General features: G+C 61.3%; 13 protein-coding genes. 5 read left to right on the top strand and 8 right to left on the bottom strand.

Features of this window, described 5'->3' with window-relative positions:
- Positions 1-133: 133 nt before the first annotated feature.
- Positions 134-1,762: an alpha,alpha-trehalase TreA gene (treA, locus tag QMK47_RS12820; RefSeq protein WP_320390317.1), complete on the bottom strand. Its 1,629-nt coding sequence runs from the start codon at positions 1,760-1,762 to the stop codon at positions 134-136.
- A gap of 301 nt (positions 1,763-2,063) precedes the next feature.
- Here treA and QMK47_RS12815 point away from each other — a divergent pair, with 301 nt between their 5' ends.
- The 3 genes from QMK47_RS12815 (at position 2,064) to QMK47_RS12805 (ending at position 5,510) form a co-directional block, all read left to right on the top strand.
- Entirely contained in the window at positions 2,064-3,074 is a 1,011-nt protein-coding gene (locus QMK47_RS12815) for a zinc-binding alcohol dehydrogenase family protein (protein ID WP_320390316.1), read from the top strand.
- 17 nt (positions 3,075-3,091) lie between these two features.
- Positions 3,092-4,618, top strand: coding sequence for an altronate dehydratase family protein (locus tag QMK47_RS12810; RefSeq protein ID WP_320390315.1), 1,527 nt, complete (start codon positions 3,092-3,094; stop codon positions 4,616-4,618).
- Between the two features lie 178 nt (positions 4,619-4,796).
- Positions 4,797-5,510 (top strand): FadR/GntR family transcriptional regulator, encoded by a 714-nt coding sequence (locus QMK47_RS12805; protein ID WP_320390314.1) that lies wholly within the window; start codon positions 4,797-4,799, stop codon positions 5,508-5,510.
- 202 nt (positions 5,511-5,712) lie between these two features.
- Here QMK47_RS12805 and uxuA read toward each other — a convergent pair whose 3' ends face one another.
- From uxuA to QMK47_RS12775, 6 genes are all read right to left on the bottom strand, one after another.
- Positions 5,713-6,900: a mannonate dehydratase gene (gene uxuA, locus QMK47_RS12800; RefSeq protein WP_320390313.1), complete on the bottom strand. Its 1,188-nt coding sequence runs from the start codon at positions 6,898-6,900 to the stop codon at positions 5,713-5,715.
- Positions 6,901-6,916: 16 nt separating this feature from the next.
- Positions 6,917-8,374: a mannitol dehydrogenase family protein gene (locus QMK47_RS12795; RefSeq protein WP_320390312.1), complete on the bottom strand. Its 1,458-nt coding sequence runs from the start codon at positions 8,372-8,374 to the stop codon at positions 6,917-6,919.
- Between the two features lie 17 nt (positions 8,375-8,391).
- A complete protein-coding gene (locus QMK47_RS12790; RefSeq protein WP_253473838.1) occupies positions 8,392-9,684 on the bottom strand; it encodes an MFS transporter in 1,293 nt (430 codons plus the stop codon).
- A 78-nt stretch (positions 9,685-9,762) separates the two neighbouring features.
- Positions 9,763-10,794 (bottom strand): Zn-dependent oxidoreductase, encoded by a 1,032-nt coding sequence (locus QMK47_RS12785; protein WP_320390311.1) that lies wholly within the window; start codon positions 10,792-10,794, stop codon positions 9,763-9,765.
- Positions 10,795-10,848: 54 nt separating this feature from the next.
- Entirely contained in the window at positions 10,849-12,060 is a 1,212-nt protein-coding gene (gene manD, locus QMK47_RS12780; RefSeq protein WP_060742694.1) for a D-mannonate dehydratase ManD, read from the bottom strand.
- A gap of 4 nt (positions 12,061-12,064) precedes the next feature.
- The gene (locus QMK47_RS12775) at positions 12,065-13,066 is read right to left on the bottom strand and encodes a sugar kinase (protein WP_320390524.1); all 1,002 of its coding nucleotides are present in this window, start codon (positions 13,064-13,066) and stop codon (positions 12,065-12,067) included.
- A 153-nt stretch (positions 13,067-13,219) separates the two neighbouring features.
- Here QMK47_RS12775 and kdgR point away from each other — a divergent pair, with 153 nt between their 5' ends.
- Positions 13,220-14,002 (top strand): DNA-binding transcriptional regulator KdgR, encoded by a 783-nt coding sequence (gene kdgR / locus QMK47_RS12770; RefSeq protein WP_320390310.1) that lies wholly within the window; start codon positions 13,220-13,222, stop codon positions 14,000-14,002.
- Between the two features lie 656 nt (positions 14,003-14,658).
- Here the strand turns inward: kdgR and QMK47_RS12765 are convergent.
- Complete coding sequence (locus QMK47_RS12765) at positions 14,659-16,215, bottom strand: carbohydrate porin (RefSeq protein ID WP_253473831.1); 1,557 nt, start codon at positions 16,213-16,215, stop codon at positions 14,659-14,661.
- A 170-nt stretch (positions 16,216-16,385) separates the two neighbouring features.
- On the opposite strand from QMK47_RS12765, the gene QMK47_RS12760 reads away from it, so the two are divergent.
- Entirely contained in the window at positions 16,386-17,660 is a 1,275-nt protein-coding gene (locus QMK47_RS12760) for an ABC transporter substrate-binding protein (protein WP_320390309.1), read from the top strand.
- Positions 17,661-17,667: the final 7 nt, after the last annotated feature.

Below are 17,667 nucleotides of genomic sequence, written 5' to 3'. Positions count from 1 at the left end.
TAGGAGCTGGCGAAGCCTGCGATCTTTTGACCTTGATCTTTCCCTTCAGACTCAATTGGCAGTGGAAAGATCGCAGCCTCGTTGCACTCGACAGCTCCTACACAGCGTTCGCTCCCACAGGGGCCGTTGGCATTTACTCACCCACAAGCCCTGGGGAAGCTTCGCCATATTTACCCAGCAGCTTTAGCGTCACCCCATTTGTCCAGCCGAAGCCGTCCTGCAGTTCATATTCGCCGCCTCCCCCGCCGTCTCCGCGCCCGGACAGATCGTATTTCTCCACCAGCTTGTTTTCCCTGCGGTAAAGGTTCTCGACCTGCTGCAAGAAGCGGCTGCCAATTTGCTGCGCCAGGGCGGTGTGCTGGTAGCGGTCCAGCCCCTCCACCGCGACCCATTGCAACGGTGCCCAGCCATTGGGCTCGTCCCATTGCTGGCCATTACTGACCTGGGTGGTGGCGATGCCGCCGGGGCGCAACAGGCCGTCACGTACCGCATCGGCAGTGCGATTGGCATGCTCGACAGACGCCAGCCCCGTATACAGCGGGAATAGCGTCGCGGCCGTAAGCTGCTGGCGTGGCTGGTTGCGTTGCCAGTCGTAGTCCACGTAGAAACCTTTGTCGGCATTCCACAAGTGCTTCTCGATGGCCCGCTGGCGCTGTTCGGCGCGCCGGCCGTAAGCCTGGACGCAGGGGTTGTTCTGCACCGTCTCGCAGGCTTTGGCGATGGTGTTTTCCAGATGATAGATCAGGCTATTCAGATCCACGGGCACGATGGCCGTGGTGCGAATACTCGCCAGGTTCTGGCCATCGTCCAACCAGCGCGAGCTGAAGTCCCAGCCACTTTCGGCGCCAGCGCGCAGGTCTCGCCAGACCTCTTCCCTGGCCCGGTCCGGCGCCTGCTCGGCAGTGCGGACATCTTGCAACCACGATTCCTCTCGAGGCGTCGGGCTGGCATCCCAATAGCGGTTGAGCACACTGCCATCGGCGAGCTTGACCACGTGCCGCTCAGCCGTGCCGGGCTTGAGTGACTTGGCGCCCTCCATCCAATAGGCATACTCCTTCTGCAACTGCGGCAGGTATCGTCCATAGGACTGGTCGCCCTCGATACGCGCCTGTAACTCCACCATGTAAGCAAAAAATGGCGGCTGCGACCGGCTCAAGTAGTAGGTGCGATTGCCGTTGGGAATGTGGCCGTAGGTGTCGATCATGTAGGCAAAGTTGTCGGTCATCTGCCGGACCTGGGCCTTATCACCGCTCTGCTCAAGCCCCAGCATGGTGAAATACGAATCCCAGTAATACATCTCGCGAAAACGTCCGCCGGGCACCACATAGGGCTGCGGCAGGGGCAACAAGCTGCTGTAGGCCGGCACCTGGCTGTAGGATCGACTCAGTACCGGCCAGAGGCTGTCGATGTGTGCCTCGATCGGAGCGCCGGGCTTGGGAGCCGGGCTTTCGGCTTCGCCGGATTCGATGAAGTTGTCTTTCACGAAAGCCTTGATATCGAAGCCATCGCGGTTACGTCGGACCAGGTAATCGGCGCGGATCTGCGCTGGATCACGGTTGGGCAGTGCGTCCACGAAATGCTTCTGGTCAGTGAACACCTGCTCGCGTTGCACCGCTTCAAAGAGCTCGGGATAGGCCTGGTCGGGGGGGAGATTGGCCCGTCCTTGGGCGTCTGCGTAGCTCCATGTTGCGGGCGGTTGACTTGAGCACGCCACGCACAGCAGCGCGGCAAAAGAGAGGCTGGCGAGGTCAATAGATCGCATCAGAGGGTCCATCCTGTTTTTGTTCCTGACACACGAGTGACCTGCCGGAATGGGCCTGGGTTCACTCAATGATGCAGTGCCGGGCGACGCTCAGATTACATTTGGTCAGTCCAATCTATTTTTTTATTAATTGGTCTTGCCAATATTTTTTCCGGCCTGTAGTTTCGGAGCAAGGTCATCGGTGCAGGTCACTGCCCGCCTACAACAAAAAAGAGAGCCCCGGTCCCGGCAGCCGTGCGCTCATAACCCTCCTCCCGCCTGCAGGCAGCCACTGCCTGCACGCCAGCCAAGGAGCATCGACATGCTGACTGTCATCTGTAACGAACCCGGCTCGTTAACCGCCATCGAACGTGAAAAGCCCCTCAGGAAACCGGGGGAGATCCTCATCCGGGTCAAGCGCGTCGGGGTCTGCGGCACCGATCTGCACATCTTCACCGGCAATCAGCCGTACCTCGAGTATCCGCGCGTCATGGGCCACGAGTTCTCTGGGGTAGTCGACGAGACGGACAGCGCCAGCGACCTCGCCATCGGTGATGTTGTCTATGTGATGCCCTACCTCTCCTGCGGGACATGTATCGCCTGCCGCCAGGGCAAGACCAACTGCTGCACCCGCATTCAAGTGCTGGGCGTTCATTGCGATGGCGCGTTCACTGAGTACCTGAGCGTTCCCCACGAATTCGTGCACAAGGCTGTGGGTGTTTCCCTTGATCAGGCGGCGATGATCGAGTTCCTGTCCATCGGCGCGCACGCGGTGCGGCGCTCAAATGTCCAGGCGGATAAACGCGCGCTGGTGGTCGGCACCGGCCCGATCGGCATGGCGGCGGCAATCTTCGCCAGCCTGCGTGGAGCACAAGTCACCGTCCTGGATACCCGTGAGGATCGTCTTGCGTTCTGCAAGCAACACTTGGATATCCACGCCGCCGTGCACATCGGCGAAGGCGACAAGCAGACCCTGGCTGAACTGACAGGGGGTGATTTTTTCGACGTGGTATTCGATGCCACCGGTAACGCACGGGCCATGGAACGCGGGTTCGAGTTCATCGCCCACGGCGGTACCTATGTGATGATTTCGGTGGTGCGGGACTCCATCACCTTCTCCGACCCTGAATTCCACAAGCGCGAAGCCACGCTGATGGGCAGCCGCAACGCCACCCAGGAAGACTTCCGCCACGTCGAGCGATGCCTGCGCGACGGATTGATTCCGGATGCGGCCCTGAACACCCACCGACTGACGCTGGGCGACGTGGCCGATTCGTTCGCCACATTGCTCGACCCCAGCCAGGGCGTCGTCAAAGCCATCATCGAGTGCTAGGAATCGGAGGACGTCGCATGAACCCGCCTTCTTCTTTGCTTGTGCTGGCACCGGGTGATGATGTCGCAGTGGCCCGGGGCGATATCGCCGAAGGTCAGCACGTGAGTGCCGACGGCATCACCCTGACCGCCCGGCAGCCGGTTCCGTCCGGCCACAAGATCGCCCTGCGCACGGTGTTGGCCGGCCAACGGCTGCTCAAGTACGGGCAGACCATTGGCCAGGCAACCCGGGACATCGAGCCCGGCGATTACGTCCACGTGCACAACCTGGACATGCCCGCCACCAATGCCGAACACCGTGTACGGAACGTCTATGTGCCCACCTCGTTGAGCAATGATCCCGCTACGTTCGAAGGCTACGTCCGTGAGGATGGGCGCGTCGGTACACGCAATTACATCGGTGTCATTTCCAGCGTCAACTGCTCGGCAACCGTCTGCAAGCACATCGCCAACGCATTTTCTCCGGAAAGCCTGAAAGACTTCCCCAATGTCGATGGCGTCGTTGCGATCACCCACGGCAGCGGCTGTGGCATGGGCGCCAAGGGTGAAGGCATCGACATCCTCAAGCGCACCTTGCGCGGCTATGCCGATCACGCCAACTTCGCCGGCGTGCTGTTGATCGGCCTGGGGTGCGAAGTCAACCAACTGACCCCGTTGATGAATGAACTGGGGGATCGCCGCGCTGTGCTCAAGGCCAGCCTGATCATTCAGGAGGAAGGCGGTACTCGCGAAGCCGTGCGCCGTGGCATCGCCCATATTGAAGCGATGCTGCCTGTCATCAACCAATACCAACGGTCGACCGTCGCCGCCAGCCACTTATGCGTCGGCTTGCAATGCGGCGGCTCGGATGGTTACTCGGGCATTACGGCCAATCCGGCACTCGGCGCGGCCGTGGACCTGTTGGTGCAGCATGGCGGCACCGCGATTCTTTCGGAAACGCCGGAAATCTATGGGGCCGAACACTTGCTGACGGCCCGCGCGGCGTCTGCCGAAATCGCGGAAAAATTGATGGAGCGGATCCACTGGTGGGAAGCTTACGTGCGCCACAACGACGGTGATATGAACAACAACCCTTCGCCGGGCAACAAGGCCGGGGGCATCACCACCATCCTGGAAAAATCCCTGGGCGCCGTGGCGAAAGCCGGTGCGACCGGGCTGATGGGTGTTTACCAATACGCTGAAACGGTCGATGCCCGAGGCCTGGTGTTCATGGACACGCCCGGCTATGACCCGGTGTCCGCGACCGGCCAGGTGGCGGGTGGCGCGAATCTCATCTGCTTCACCACGGGCCGTGGCTCGACCTACGGCTGCAAACCCACGCCCTCCTTGAAGATCGCCACCAATACTCGCCTGTTCCAACGCATGGAACTGGACATGGACTTCAACGCTGGTGGCATTGTCGATGGCCTGGAGTCGGTGGCGCAGGCGGGTGAGCGGTTGTTCCGACTGATGCTGGAGACGGCGTCCGGACACCGCACTTGCAGCGAGGAAAACGGCTTGGGCGATAACGAGTTCCTGCCCTGGCAAATCGGCGCGGTGATGTGAATGACGGAGTCACTGCAACCCTTCCCCTGTGGGAGCGAGCTTGCTCGCGAAAGCGGCGGTACATTCAGCATTGATGCAAGCTGACCCACCGCCTTCGCGAGCAAGCTCGCTCCCACATAAATGAACACCATCAAGCGCCTATGGTAGCCTTTGCGGACTCTCCGATGGACGCCCTCCCATGGTCTCACCGATCAACGCCGCCGAGCGCAAGCCGTACCAGAAAATCGCCGATCAACTGCGCAACTACATCGCCCAAGGGGATTTCAAGGCAGGCTCCAGGCTTCCCCCCGAGCGTGACCTGACCCAACTGCTGGGGGTTTCCAGGCCGTCGCTGCGCGAGGCGCTGATTGCCTTGGAAATAGACGGTGACATCGAGATCAAGATGGGCTCCGGCGTGTATGTGCGCGCCAAGCCCAAGGACGGAAAAAACCCGAGCATGACCTTGGGCGAGAGCCCGTCGGAACTGATGCAGGCGCGCGCCTTGATCGAAGGTGAAACGGTGATCCTGGCGTGTTTGCACGGCAAGAAAAGCGACTACCGCTATCTGCAGGAATGTATCGATGCCATGCGCGCGAGCATTGCCAATGGCCTGCCTCCGCTGGAGGATGACCGTCGATTCCATCAGCGCCTGGCCAAGATGAGCGGCAACTCCGCCCTGGTCCGGATCATCACTGCACTCTTTGATGAACGACACAACCCGATTTCGGCTCACCTGAGCAAACACTCGGAGAACGCCCTGACGTGGGAAGCTGCGGTCATCGAGCATGAGGCGATCCTGCACGCCGTAGCCAACAAGGATGTGCTCGGCGCCCAAACCTCGATGCGCCAGCATCTGAGCCGCTCGGAGAACCGTTGGCTGCAAGCGCTGGAACCGGAAGACAACCGCGACTAAGCCTGCGGTTTGGCTTTTGTGGCGAGGGAGCTTGCTCCCGCTGGGTTGCGCCCCGTAGGAGCTGTGTAGGAGCTGTCGAGTGCAACGAGGCTGCGATCTTTCCCCTGACACTTGAATCTCCAGCGAAAGATCAAGATCAAAAGATCGCAGGCTTCGCCAGCTCCTACAGAGCCCAGCGGGAGCAAGCTCCCTCGCCACGGGGTTAGTGCGCTACTTGACTCAGTTGTCGACGCACAGCCAGCTCCACGCCGCGGATTTCCGCCAGGCCCTTGAGACGGCCGATCAGTGAGTAGCCGGGATTGCTTTTGCGCTGTTGGTCGTCCAGCAGTTGATGCCCATGGTCGGGACGCAGCGGCAAGCGCGGGCCGCCTTCGCGCTCACGTCGGTGCTCTTCAGCCACCAGGGCAGCGATGACGCCGACCATGTCGACGTCGCCGTCCAGGTGATGGGCTTCATGGAAGCTGCGTGGGTCGGTTTCCCGGCGGGTTGAGCGCAGATGGGTGAAGTAGATGAACGGCGCAAAGTGCTTGGCCATCGCCACCAGGTCGTTGTCTTCACGCACGCCATAGGAGCCGGTGCAGAACGTCAGGCCATTGGCCGGGCTTGGAGCTGCGTCCAGCAGCCACTGGGCGTCTTCGGCAGTGGAGAGGATGCGGGGCAAGCCGAGCAGCGCCCGGGGCGGGTCGTCCGGGTGGATCGCCATGCGCACACCCACCTCCTCCGCGACGGGGATCACCGCGCGCAGGAAATACCCCAGGTGTACGCGCAACGTGGCCTCGTCGATGTCGGCGTAGGTACGCAGCAAGTCACGGAAGTTGTCCAGGCTGTAGTGTTCCTCGGCACCGGGCAAGCCTGCGATCAAGGTGTTGACCAAAGCTTCGCGGCGGGCCGGCGTCAGTTGTTCGAAGTAGGCCCTGGCCTGCTGGATATCTTCGGCGCTGTATTCGGCCTGCGCAGCGGGGCGCTGGAGGATGAACAGATCGAAGGCGGCGAATGCGGTCTGATCGAAACGCAATGCCCAGCCACCATCCGCCAGTTCATAGGCCAGGTCGGTACGGGTCCAGTCCAGCACCGGCATGAAGTTGTAGCAGACGATATCGATGCCGCAGCTCGCCAGGTTGCGCACGCTTTGCTGGTAGTTGGCGATGTACTCGTCGCGCCGTCCACAGCCGCGCTTGATGTCTTCGTGCACCGGAATGCTTTCCACCACCGACCAGCTCAAGCCGGCCGCTTCGATCATCTGCTTGCGCGCCGCGATGGCCTCCACTGGCCAAACCTGACCATTGGGGATTTCGTGCAGCGCGGTGACGATGCCGGTCGCACCGGTTTGGCGAACGTCCGCCAGGGAGATCGGGTCTTTGGGGCCAAACCAACGCCATGTCTGTTCCATGTTCTTCTCCTTGTTATCAGTTGGGTGCGGCAAGGGGGGGCAACAGGCTGTCCACACCATCGCGGACCAGGGTGCGATAGGCACGGTGCACGGCATCGCGAAACTCTGCGCGAGCCGCCAGCTGCGGCGGGAAGACCTCATCCAGGTCGAGGAAAGCATTCACCCGCGATGCGCCTTCGAAACGTCCCGCAAGATCGGCAAAGGTTGCGCTCAGCGGGTCGTCGATCACGTGCATCGACTGACCAGGCAACGGCTGCGTGCAGTAGTGAATCCAGGCCGCAATGCCCAGGGCGGTACAGTCAATGCTGCGCCCTTGGTCGAGCAATTGCTGCGCGCCGAGCAACCAGCGTTGCGGCAGTTTCTGCGAGCCGTCCATGGCGATCTGGCGCAAGCGATGTTGCAAGCTGTCGTTGGCAAAGCGCGCCCGCAGGTCGTGGGCATACATCGAAAGATCGATGCCGGCCGGCATGTCCAGGGTGGGTGCGGCCTCCTCGGCCATGTAGCGTTCGATGAGGCGCGCCAGCTTCACGTCGCTGACGGCTTCGAAGACCGACTCATGGCCGGCCAGCAGCCCCACGTAGGCCAGCAATGAATGGCTGCCATTGAGCATGCGCAGCTTCATCGTTTCAAACGGACGCACGTCGTCGACCATCTGCACGCCTTCCACTTCCCAGTCCGGGCGGCCGAGGGGAAAGTGATCCTCGATCACCCACTGGCTGAAGCTTTCACAGACCACTGCCGCACGGTCGTGGCAGTCCAGTTGTTGCTCCAACCGGCGGAAGGACTCGTCGTCCATGGCCGGCACGATGCGATCGACCATGCAGCTGGGAAACGCCACCTGCTGCTCGACCCACTGCGCCAACGCCTCATCCTGCAATGCGGCCAAGGCGCTGACCGCCTGGCGGGTGCGCTGGCCGTTATCGGGCATGTTGTCGCAGCACAATACTGTGAAGGCCGGGATGCCTGCCGCGCGACGGCGGCGCAGGGCTTCAAGGACAATGCCGGGGGCCGAGCGCGGCGTTTGTGGATGCGCGATGTCATGGGCAATCGTCGGATCTTCGCGGCGCAACTGCCCGGAGGAAGGGCTCAGGCAGTAGCCCTTTTCTGTGACAGTGAGCGTGACGATCCGCGTTTGCGGCGCGGCCATGCGTTGCAGCAAATGCTCCAGCTCTTGACCGCCCTCGCCCACATACAAAGCCTGGCGCAACACCCCGATTTCACGCAGCGTCACCTGCTCACGGTCGCGGTACTCGGCCACATGGTAGCGGCCGTCCTGCTCGCGCATTTGCTCGACCAAGGTGCGATTGGAGCGCAGGTTGGCACTGCACAATCCCCAGTCACTTTCGCCATGGCGATTGAGATGGCGTTGCAGGTAGACCGCCTGGTGCGCGCGGTGAAACGCGCCCAGGCCCAGGTGCACGATACCGATCTGCGTTGCAGTCCCGGTGCAAGGTACACGTTTCACAACAGGCATCGACTCACTCCTTCTGTTCAGGGATGGCCCAGGGCCGAAGCGGGTTGCGGGTTTTGTTCCGCCGCCTTGCCGGTATCGGCCACCGACAGCGGTTTCACGTAGCGCGCCACACACACGGCACCGATCACGGTCAGCAGCCCCGCCAGCAGGAATGCACTGGTGAACGAGCCGGTGAACTGCACCAGGAAACCCGTCAGGGTCGGGCCGACAATGCCCGAGGTGTTCGCCAAAAAGTGCATGAAACCGCTGACGCCGCCCACCCGCGCCGCCGGGACGGTGTCCTGGATGATCGCCCAGTAGATGGCGCCGGTGAGGTATAGGAAGAACACCGCCAAAGCGACGAGGATGACCGCCGGATACAGGGTCTTGACCATCCCCGCACAGGCGATGCAAACGGCGCAGGCCAGCAGGCAGGTCACCAGCACCACTTTGCGGGAGAACATCATCTTTCCGGTTTTCTTGAACACAAAGTCGGAGATGAAACCGCCCAAAGCCAGGCCGAGGAAACCCAGCACCCAGGGAATGACCGTGGCGATGCTCATGTCCTTGACGTTCAGGCCGTGGGCCATGGTCAGGTAGCTGGGGAACCAGGTCAGGAAGAAGAACAAGGTGTAGTTATAGGAAAAGAACGCCAGGGAGGTGAACAGCACCGTTGGCTGCTTGAGGTAGAAGCGCAGTGGGAACACCGGTTGTGCCGCCAACTCGCTTTGCCCCTCGGCCCGCAGAATCTCCTCGGCGCCCTCGCCTTCTGGCCTTTCCTTGACGAACTTGAACCATACCGCGGCCCAGACCAGACCGATTACCATGATGATGATGAACGACATCTTCCAGCCGTAGGTGACGGCGATAAAGCCCACCACCGGGCCGGAAATCGCCCCACCCAGCGGCGTGCCGGACATCGACGTACCAATCGCCCGCGCCCGGCGCTTGGGGGTGTACCAGTTGTTCACCATCTTGCTGGTGGTGACACTCAGCGGTCCTTCACCCATGCCGAACAGGATGCGAATGAGCACCAGCGAAGCGAAGCCCACCGTCAACACGGTGAGACCGCTGAACAGCGACCACAGCACCATCGCCAACAGCAACGTGGTCTTGGCGCCGTAACGGTCGGCAGCCCAGCCGCCGATGAAGTTGAAAGCAGCATAACCGACGAAAAAACTACTGAAGATCATGCCCATCTCACCCGTACTCAGACCGTAGTCCTTCTGGATGAAAGGCGCCGCCACAGACAATGCCGAGCGGTCGAGGTAATTGATGACCCCGGCCAGGAACAGCATGATGATGATTAAGCTACGTCCTTGACCAAACATGGTGGAACCTCCCGCTTGTTGTGTTTATTCGGTGAGGGTGCCCATGACAGGCACGATGAAACCGGGGGTACAGACGGCTCAGGGATGGGCGTTCGTCAGTTCCACCAGCACTTTTCGGGTTTGCTCGGGATGTTTTTCGATCAGGTCGATGGCGCCGGGCATTTCGTCGAAGCTGACGCGATGGCTGATCAGGTCCTGGACCTGCAACTTGCCATTGGCGATCAGTTCGATCACCCGCGGGAACTTGCGGTTATTGAGCCGCGAGCCCACCAACGTGAGTTCCTTCTTGATCATTTCCAACTGCACCAGATCACTGGGCGTGGCATTGAAGCCCAGCAACCCGATGCGCCCGGCCGGCGAAGCCAGGCGCACCATCTGCGGCATCAAGGCCGGGATGCAGGCAGCGTCGACAATCAGCGGCACGCCTTCACCCTGGGTCAATTCACGCATCGTGGCCTCGACGTCGACTTGCTGGCCGTTGAGGGTTCGGCTGGCACCCAGGGCCCGCGCCGTCTCCAGGCGGCTGTCGATGACATCGGTCACGGTGATGTCGGTCAATCCCAGCGCCCGGGCCATCTGCACCAGGGTCAGGCCGATCACCCCGGCACCGTAGATCAACACGCTGTCGCCCGGATGGGGCTGCATGCGATCGAGCACGTTCAGGGCAATGGAATATGGCTCAACCAGGGCGCCGTGGCTGAGGGACATCGAATCGGGCAAGCGGTGGGCGTTCTCGGCCGGTACGCAAACCTGCTCGCTGAAGCCGCCGTCGCGATGCACGCCGATCACTTGCAGTCGGGTGCAGACATTCGGTCGGCCAATCCGACAGGGGTAACAGGTGCCGCAACTGATCACCGGATCGACGCACACCCGGTCACCCACTTGCAGGTGGTCGACGCCCTCGCCGACTTGCCGGACTACCCCGGAGAACTCATGGCCGGTGACACGGGGGAAACGCACGAATGCGTTCTGCCCATGAATGATGTGCATGTCCGAGCCACAGATGCCGGCGTAAGCCACATCGACCTGGACCTCGCCATGGGCGATCTGCGGTCGGTCGACCTGGGCCAGCCCGAACTCGAAGGGTGCTCTTACCTGGAACGCTTTCATCGGGTCACTCCTGACGGGACATTCGCCCCGTTTGCTCAAAGGGTTAAAACCGTTTCACCAATGCCACAGCGTGCCGTCTTCAAGACGGTTGACCGGCAGGCTGGCGCGCTTGTAGGGGTATTGGCGGGCAAGGTCTTCATCGATGTCGACGCCATGCCCCGGTGTTTCGCCCGGCGTGAAGTGGCCATCCTCGAAGCGATAGGCGTGGGGAAAGACTTCATCGATGCGGTCTTCGTGAGGCATGTGTTCCTGAATGCCGAAGTTGGGCACCCAGGTATCGAAATGCAGGGCCGCGCCCATGCACACCGGCGACAGGTCGGTGGCGCCGTGAAAGCCGGTCCGCACCTGGAACAGCGCGGCGAAATCGGCAATACGCCGCACGTGGGTAATGCCGCCGGCATGCACCAGCGTCGTGCGGATGTAGTCGATCAATTGTTCCTGGATCAACTCGCGGCAGTCATGGATGGAGTTGAACACCTCGCCAACGGCCAACGGTGTGGTGGTGTGCTGGCGAATCAGGCGAAAGCTCTGCTGGTTTTCGGCCGGCGTACAGTCTTCCAGCCAGAACAGGTTGTACGGCTCCACGGCCTTGCCCAGACGCCCGGCTTCGATAGGCGTCAGGCGATGGTGCACGTCGTGGAGGATATGCAGGTCGTCGCCAAAGCGTTCGCGCACGGCGGCGAATAGCTTGGGAACGTAGTTGAGGTATTTGGCGGTGTCCCAGACGTGTTCGGCGGGCAGGTCGCTGTCGGCCGGCTCGTAGCGCTCGCCACTGCGCTTGGCGACGCCGTAGGTGGTGGCAATGCCGGGCACACCGCATTGCACACGCACGGCTTTATAGCCCAGCTCGACGTGACGGGCGACTTCGTCCAGGCACCCTTCGATGTCCTTGCCGGTGGCGTGCCCATAGACCATCACCCGCTCGCGGCTCTTGCCACCGAGCAACTGGTACAACGGCATGTTCGCGGCCTTGGCCTTGATGTCCCAGAGCGCCACGTCGACGGCGGCAATGGCGGTCATGGTCACCGGCCCCCGGCGCCAGTACGCACCGCGATACAGGTACTGCCAGATGTCCTCGATGCGGTGGGCGTCGCGACCGATCAGCGCAGGCAGCACGTGCTCCTCCAGATACGCGACCACCGCCAGTTCGCGGCCATTCAACGTCGCATCGCCAATGCCGTAGAGGCCTTCATCGGTGACGATTTTCAAGGTAACCAGGTTGCGACCCGGACAGGTCACGATGACGCGCGCTTCAACAATTTTCATAAAGTCAGACCTGTGCAACAGAAGGGAGTGAGGACGTGCCCATGTTCGGCATCGCCGCCAGGGGAATCAGCGCCCCCCGGTACTGGACGACCTGGGCAGCCAGGCGATGGCCCCAGCGGGCGGCTTGCTCTGGATCGCCGCCGCGCAGGCGGCAGGCCAGGTAGGCGGCGTTGAACGAATCACCGGCAGCGGTGGTGTCGATGACATGGGTAACGGTTTGCGCGGGTACTTCGAAACGCCCTGTCGGGCACTGGATCAAGCAGCTGGCGGCGCCGCGCTTGAGGGCCACTTCGCGGATTCCCGCATGGGCGTAGGCATTGAACAAGGCCTGCGTGTCGGGATAGCCGAACAGGGCCGCGTCATCTTCCCAGGTGACCAGGGCCAGGTCGGTCAGCTGCAACAGGTCGCGGTAGGCCTGCCGGGCCGTTTCAGGATCGGGCCAAAGGTGGGGGCGGTAGTTGTTGTCGAAGACGATGCGCGTGCCGGCTCGGCGCGCCAGGAGCAAGGCCTGGATCAGGCGTTGGCGCCCTTCTGGCGTGAGGATCGCCAGGCTGATGCCGCTCAGGTAGACGTAGTCGTAATCGGCCAGCGCATCGAGCATGGCCTCTGCCTCGGGGCCCTCGAACATGCGCCGCGCCGCCGCTTCCCCGCGCCAGTAGAGGAAACGCCGCTCGCCGTGGGGATCGGTCTGGATGAAATACAGCCCCGGCAGCGCGTCTTCGATCACGCGGACATGGGCATCACCTATCCCTTCATCCAGCCAGGACCGGCGCATGGCAACGCTGAATGCATCGCTGCCCACGGCCGTCATGTAGTCCACGGCCACTGCGCCACGCAAATTCAATCGGGCCAGGTAGACCGCGGTGTTGAGCGTATCGCCACCGAAGGTCTGCATGATCGCGGCACCCGGTTCACCGCGCATCTCGATCATGCATTCCCCCACCAACGCCACCTTCAGCGGGCGGGCGAAGCGGGTCTCTGGGCCATGGTTAAGCGTTACATCCATAATCAACGCGCCTTTCTTGTTTTTAAAACGGCGTTTCATTTTTATCTCAAGGCCCGAGTCTAGTCAGATTTGCCGCCTCGTCAAGCAAAAATGAAACAGCGTTTTGTTCTGCTTGCGTATATCCTTGGGTTTTACTTTCACGTTGGAGCCTTCATGGACAACAGCGTCATTCCAAACAACGATCTGGTGTCGGCGGTGGGCCGGACCATGGCCGTGCTCGAGGCACTGGCCGAGCATCCGGAAGAAAGCGGCGTCTCGGAAATCGCCAACAAGCTGGACATGTCCAAGGCGACGGTCTATCGCTTCTTGCAGTCGCTCAAGGCACGTGGGTATGTGGTGCAGGACGCCGAGGATCGCTATCGCCTCAGCGTCCGGCTGTTTGAACTGGGGGCCCAGGCCTTGCCCCACCTGGACATCGTCCGGGAAGCGGAGCCGGGCATGCGACGGATCAACGAGCTGACCGGCGAGACCGTCCACCTGGGGATTCTCGACGAAGGCAGCATCGTCTACGTGCACAAGATCGACTCCAAGTACAACCTGCGCATGTACTCGCGGATCGGCCGGCGGGCGCCGTTGTACTGCACTGGCATCGGCAAGGTGCTGATGGCCTGGCTTGAAGAAGACGAATTGCTCGCTCATCTGGAGCTGGAAAGTTTCGAGCGCCGTACGGCCAATACCCTGACCAGCGCCGAGGCGTATCTGCAAGAACTGGAGACCGTTCGCCAGCAAGGCTATGCCGAGGACCATGAAGAGTTCGAAGACAACATGCGTTGCCTGGCCGCACCGATCCGCGACCGTTTTGGCCATGTGATCGGCGGGATGAGCGTTTCATTTCCCTGTTTTCGCTTCAGGGAAGAGTTGAAGCTGGACTACGTCAAGCAACTGATGCAAGCCACCCAACAGATCTCAAGCCAGTTGGGCTGGCATGCGCAGTAATGGCCGTCGACAACCCCGTGGCGAGGGAGCTTGCTCCCGCTGGGCCGCGAAGCGGCCCCAAAACCTGCCGAATGCGCAGCATCAGACACACCGCACCCGCCGGTTCACGACTGCTTCGCAGCCGAGCGGGAGCAAGCTCCCTCGACACAGGGGGCTTGGGTGTTCATGAGCTTTGCATTCAGCGCAGGACCATTGTGTGCGGGGTACGGCAGGAGAGATAGGTCGGCTGTCAGGCCGCCTCGCGAGCAAGCTTTGCTCCCACAGCTCGGATGGGTGTACGACCGAAAAGAGCCAGGTCGGCTGTCAGGCCGCCTCGCTTTTGCTTTTGATCTGGAGGCCCCGTTAACCACGATGGCCGAACACAGGCATTGTGGAGTGGGCATCCCGGCATGGATGCCGGGATAGCCGCGCTGGGCCATGGATGGCCCTTCGCGGCGGCCCACGGAGCAATGCCTTCGTTCAGGAATGCCGAGCCTAGGCGAGGCACCGAGTGGTGGGGCAAGCCTTTTTTGCTTACTTTTTTGGCGTCTGAAAAAAAGTGAGCCGCCGCAAGGGCGGCCCCCTAAGTAGCCGTTACCGCAGCAACGGATATGTACCCGGTCAACAAAATCCATGTCGACTGACACCCCACCATCTCAGGCTTCAACTGGCCAGCATCAGAACCAGGTTTCCATCTGGATGCCGTACTGCCAGACACCGCCGGCGTTGAAGTCAGTCTTGCCGAAGGAGTCCGTGGTGCTATACCGGTCCAGGTCCGACGACCAGTTCATGACGCTGGCGAACAGGCGTAGCTCAGGACGCGTGAGCAGATCGCCCAGGTCGGGCTTGAAGGTCGGGGCGACCGTGAACTTCCAGAAGTTGCCGTCGACCGCATTGCGTTGCAGGTAGCCCTTGGGGTCCAGCTTCATGGTTTGCCAGCTCATCTCGTAGGCCATCTCGAAATTGCTGTTGATTTCATTGGCCAACCGCACGTTCAGGGTCATCCAACGGTAATCGTCGCCCTTGACGTAGCGGTCCTTGCTTTGCTCAGCCAGCAGGCTCGGGCCAATGCGCCAGTCGGACGCCAGGGGCGTTTCGCCGTACAGCGCCAGGCGCACAGCGCGGGCGTCGTCAATCAGCTCGCCATCCGAGCCGACGTTCTTGACCTCAGCCCCCAACCCCTGCCCATAGAGCAGCGCCGTCTTGAAGAAGCCTTCGCGGCCGAAGAAGTTTTTCTGGTGATTGGCGATCATGCTGTGCAAGCCGGAATCGGCCGGCGTCAGCCCCGCCTCATTGGTACGGGTCGCAAAGTCGTTTTTCTTCGAGCCGATGGCGTTGAACATCCACTGCCACTGGCCACCGTCGAAAAACTGGTTGGACGTCAGGATGTAGCTTTCCACATCGGCATTGACGCCGCCCTCACTGAAATCCCCGTAGTTGCGACCGATCAAGGAGTAGTTCGAGCGCCAGTTCTTGTTCATCTGTATATCGTAGATACCGCCACCGGTGCCGGCCAGATAGACAACGTCGGAGTCCAGCCAGTGGATGTCGAAATTGTCCCTGTCGAAGCGCTTGCCGGCCCACAGGGTGGAGTTTTCGAACATCGAGTTGCCTTTGAATGCCGCGAGGTGATCGAGTTCGGTAAACACCTGGCGCACGTTCAGGTTGCTTTCATCGGCGGTCCAGTCGTTGGAGCTCTCCACACCATCGGCGATGGACACCGTGAACTTGGAGTGGGTGCCGTTCTGCGCGTACTGCTCTTTCGACAGGTCGATACGCATGTAGGTGTCGTCCTCGTTGCCGAGTCGCCCGACAGCGCCCCCCACAGAACCGGCTGGAGTGGTGTACGGACCGCCACGACCACCGCCCAACGCATCATTGATCAGCAACCCGGAGCGGGCATAGCCCTTGAAGCTGAAGCCGTCGGTAAGATGTGCGCCACTGCCCTGCTTCTCTGTGCTTTGCTGGCTGGCTTCGAGTTTTGCCAAGCGAGCATCGAGCGTGGGGACCGTAGCGGCGGACGCCACCGGTTGCATGGTGGGCGTGGCGAGTTTGAGTTGCTGCAATTCCCTGGCGAGTGCCTGGGTTTGCTGTTCGGCGGCGGCGGCGCGTTTTTCCGCTGCGCTGGCACGCGCCTCGAACGCGGCCATGCGCTCTTCCAGAGTCGCGGCCTGAGAAGTGGTCGCCGCGGCGCCGAGTACGCCTGCGAGTAGCCAGCTTGATGCTTTCTGCATATGGATTTTCCCTGTTTTGTTTTTATTGTTCTGCTGCCGCGACCGACCTTTTTCGCCCAGGTTCCGAATTGTCAAACCAAAGGAAAAAAAGGATGCCTCATCGCAAATACACTGCTACATTTGGCGATGTTAACGTTAACTTTTCTAAAAACAAAAATAAAGAGGGCTTTATGAAACAGCTCAAATCGATCCTTCCAGCAGCACTGCTCGGCCTGTGCGTCGGGTTTCCATCCCTCTCCACAGCCGCCAGCCTGACGATTTCCTGCGGTGCCGTGGGTGCTGAATTGCAACTGTGCAAGGAGGCCGTCGAGGCGTGGTCGAAGCAGACCGGCAACAGCGTCGAAGTGGTTTCCACACCTAACTCGGCAACCGAACGGTTGTCGTTCTACCAACAGATCCTCAGTGCGCAATCCAGCGACATCGACATCATCCAGATCGACATGGTGTGGCCGGGGATGCTTGCCAAACACTTGATGGACCTGCGCGAGGTGCTTCCTGCCAACGCGACCCAGGGTTACTTCCAGGCCCAGGTGGACAACGCCACGGTAAACGGGCGCCTGGTGACCATGCCGTGGTTCACCGACTCGGGGCTGCTGTACTACCGCAAGGACCTGCTCGAGAAGTACAACAAGCCCGTGCCCCAGACCTGGGAAGAAATGACGGCTACCGCCAAGACTGTCCAGCAGGGCGAACGCGATGCAGGGAACGCCAATGCGTGGGGTTATGTATTCCAAGGGCGCGCCTACGAAGGCCTGACGTGTAACGCACTGGAGTGGATCAGCAGCCAGCCGCAAGGCGGGCTGGTCAATCCGCAAGGCGACATCGTGGTCAACAGCCAGGCCTCAAGGGCCGCATTGACCCTGGCCAAAAGCTGGGTGGGAGACATCTCCCCGCGTGGCGTACTCAACTACACCGAGGAAGAAGGACGCGGCGTCTTCCAGTCGGGCAATGCATTGTTCATGCGTAACTGGCCTTATGTCTGGGCCCTGGTGCAAAGCCAGGACAGCGTCGTGAAGGACAAGGTCGGCGTCGCTCCCCTGCCCCGCGGCGGCGAGACGGGCACCCATGCGTCCACTCTCGGCGGCTGGGGCCTGGCGGTGTCGCGCTACAGCGCCAACCCCAAGCTCGCCGCAGAACTGGTGAGCTACCTGAGCAGCGCCCAACAGCAGAAACATCGCGCCCTGGTGGGTGCCTACAACCCGGTGATCGAATCGCTGTATCAGGATCCCGAGCTGCTCGCGGCCATGCCGTACTACAGCCAACTGCGCAGCATCCTCAATGATGGGGTCATGCGCCCTGCTTCAATCACCGCCGACCGCTATCCACGGGTCTCCAATGCGTTCTTCGATCAAGTGCACGGCGTGCTGGCGGACGAACGGCCGGTCGACCAGGCGCTGGCCGAACTGGAAAGCGAACTCACGCGCATCAAACGCAGGAACTGGTAAGCCACAA

It is taken from the genome of Pseudomonas sp. P9_35, from assembly GCF_034008205.1.
Lineage (GTDB): Bacteria > Pseudomonadota > Gammaproteobacteria > Pseudomonadales > Pseudomonadaceae > Aquipseudomonas > Aquipseudomonas kilonensis.
Note: the sequence above shows the minus strand (reverse complement) of the source record. Positions and strands in the feature narration are given on the sequence as shown.

What these genes read in the sequence shown, in the direction of transcription:
- treA (WP_320390317.1), bottom strand. Translation starts at nt 1,762, where the DNA reads ATGCGATCTATTGACCTCGCCAGCCTCTCTTTTGCCGCGCTGCTGTGC.
- QMK47_RS12815 (WP_320390316.1), top strand. Translation starts at nt 2,064, where the DNA reads ATGCTGACTGTCATCTGTAACGAACCCGGCTCGTTAACCGCCATCGAA.
- QMK47_RS12810 (WP_320390315.1), top strand. Translation starts at nt 3,092, where the DNA reads ATGAACCCGCCTTCTTCTTTGCTTGTGCTGGCACCGGGTGATGATGTC.
- QMK47_RS12805 (WP_320390314.1), top strand. Translation starts at nt 4,797, where the DNA reads ATGGTCTCACCGATCAACGCCGCCGAGCGCAAGCCGTACCAGAAAATC.
- uxuA (WP_320390313.1), bottom strand. Translation starts at nt 6,900, where the DNA reads ATGGAACAGACATGGCGTTGGTTTGGCCCCAAAGACCCGATCTCCCTG.
- QMK47_RS12795 (WP_320390312.1), bottom strand. Translation starts at nt 8,374, where the DNA reads ATGCCTGTTGTGAAACGTGTACCTTGCACCGGGACTGCAACGCAGATC.
- QMK47_RS12790 (WP_253473838.1), bottom strand. Translation starts at nt 9,684, where the DNA reads ATGTTTGGTCAAGGACGTAGCTTAATCATCATCATGCTGTTCCTGGCC.
- QMK47_RS12785 (WP_320390311.1), bottom strand. Translation starts at nt 10,794, where the DNA reads ATGAAAGCGTTCCAGGTAAGAGCACCCTTCGAGTTCGGGCTGGCCCAG.
- manD (WP_060742694.1), bottom strand. Translation starts at nt 12,060, where the DNA reads ATGAAAATTGTTGAAGCGCGCGTCATCGTGACCTGTCCGGGTCGCAAC.
- QMK47_RS12775 (WP_320390524.1), bottom strand. Translation starts at nt 13,066, where the DNA reads ATGGATGTAACGCTTAACCATGGCCCAGAGACCCGCTTCGCCCGCCCG.
- kdgR (WP_320390310.1), top strand. Translation starts at nt 13,220, where the DNA reads ATGGACAACAGCGTCATTCCAAACAACGATCTGGTGTCGGCGGTGGGC.
- QMK47_RS12765 (WP_253473831.1), bottom strand. Translation starts at nt 16,215, where the DNA reads ATGCAGAAAGCATCAAGCTGGCTACTCGCAGGCGTACTCGGCGCCGCG.
- QMK47_RS12760 (WP_320390309.1), top strand. Translation starts at nt 16,386, where the DNA reads ATGAAACAGCTCAAATCGATCCTTCCAGCAGCACTGCTCGGCCTGTGC.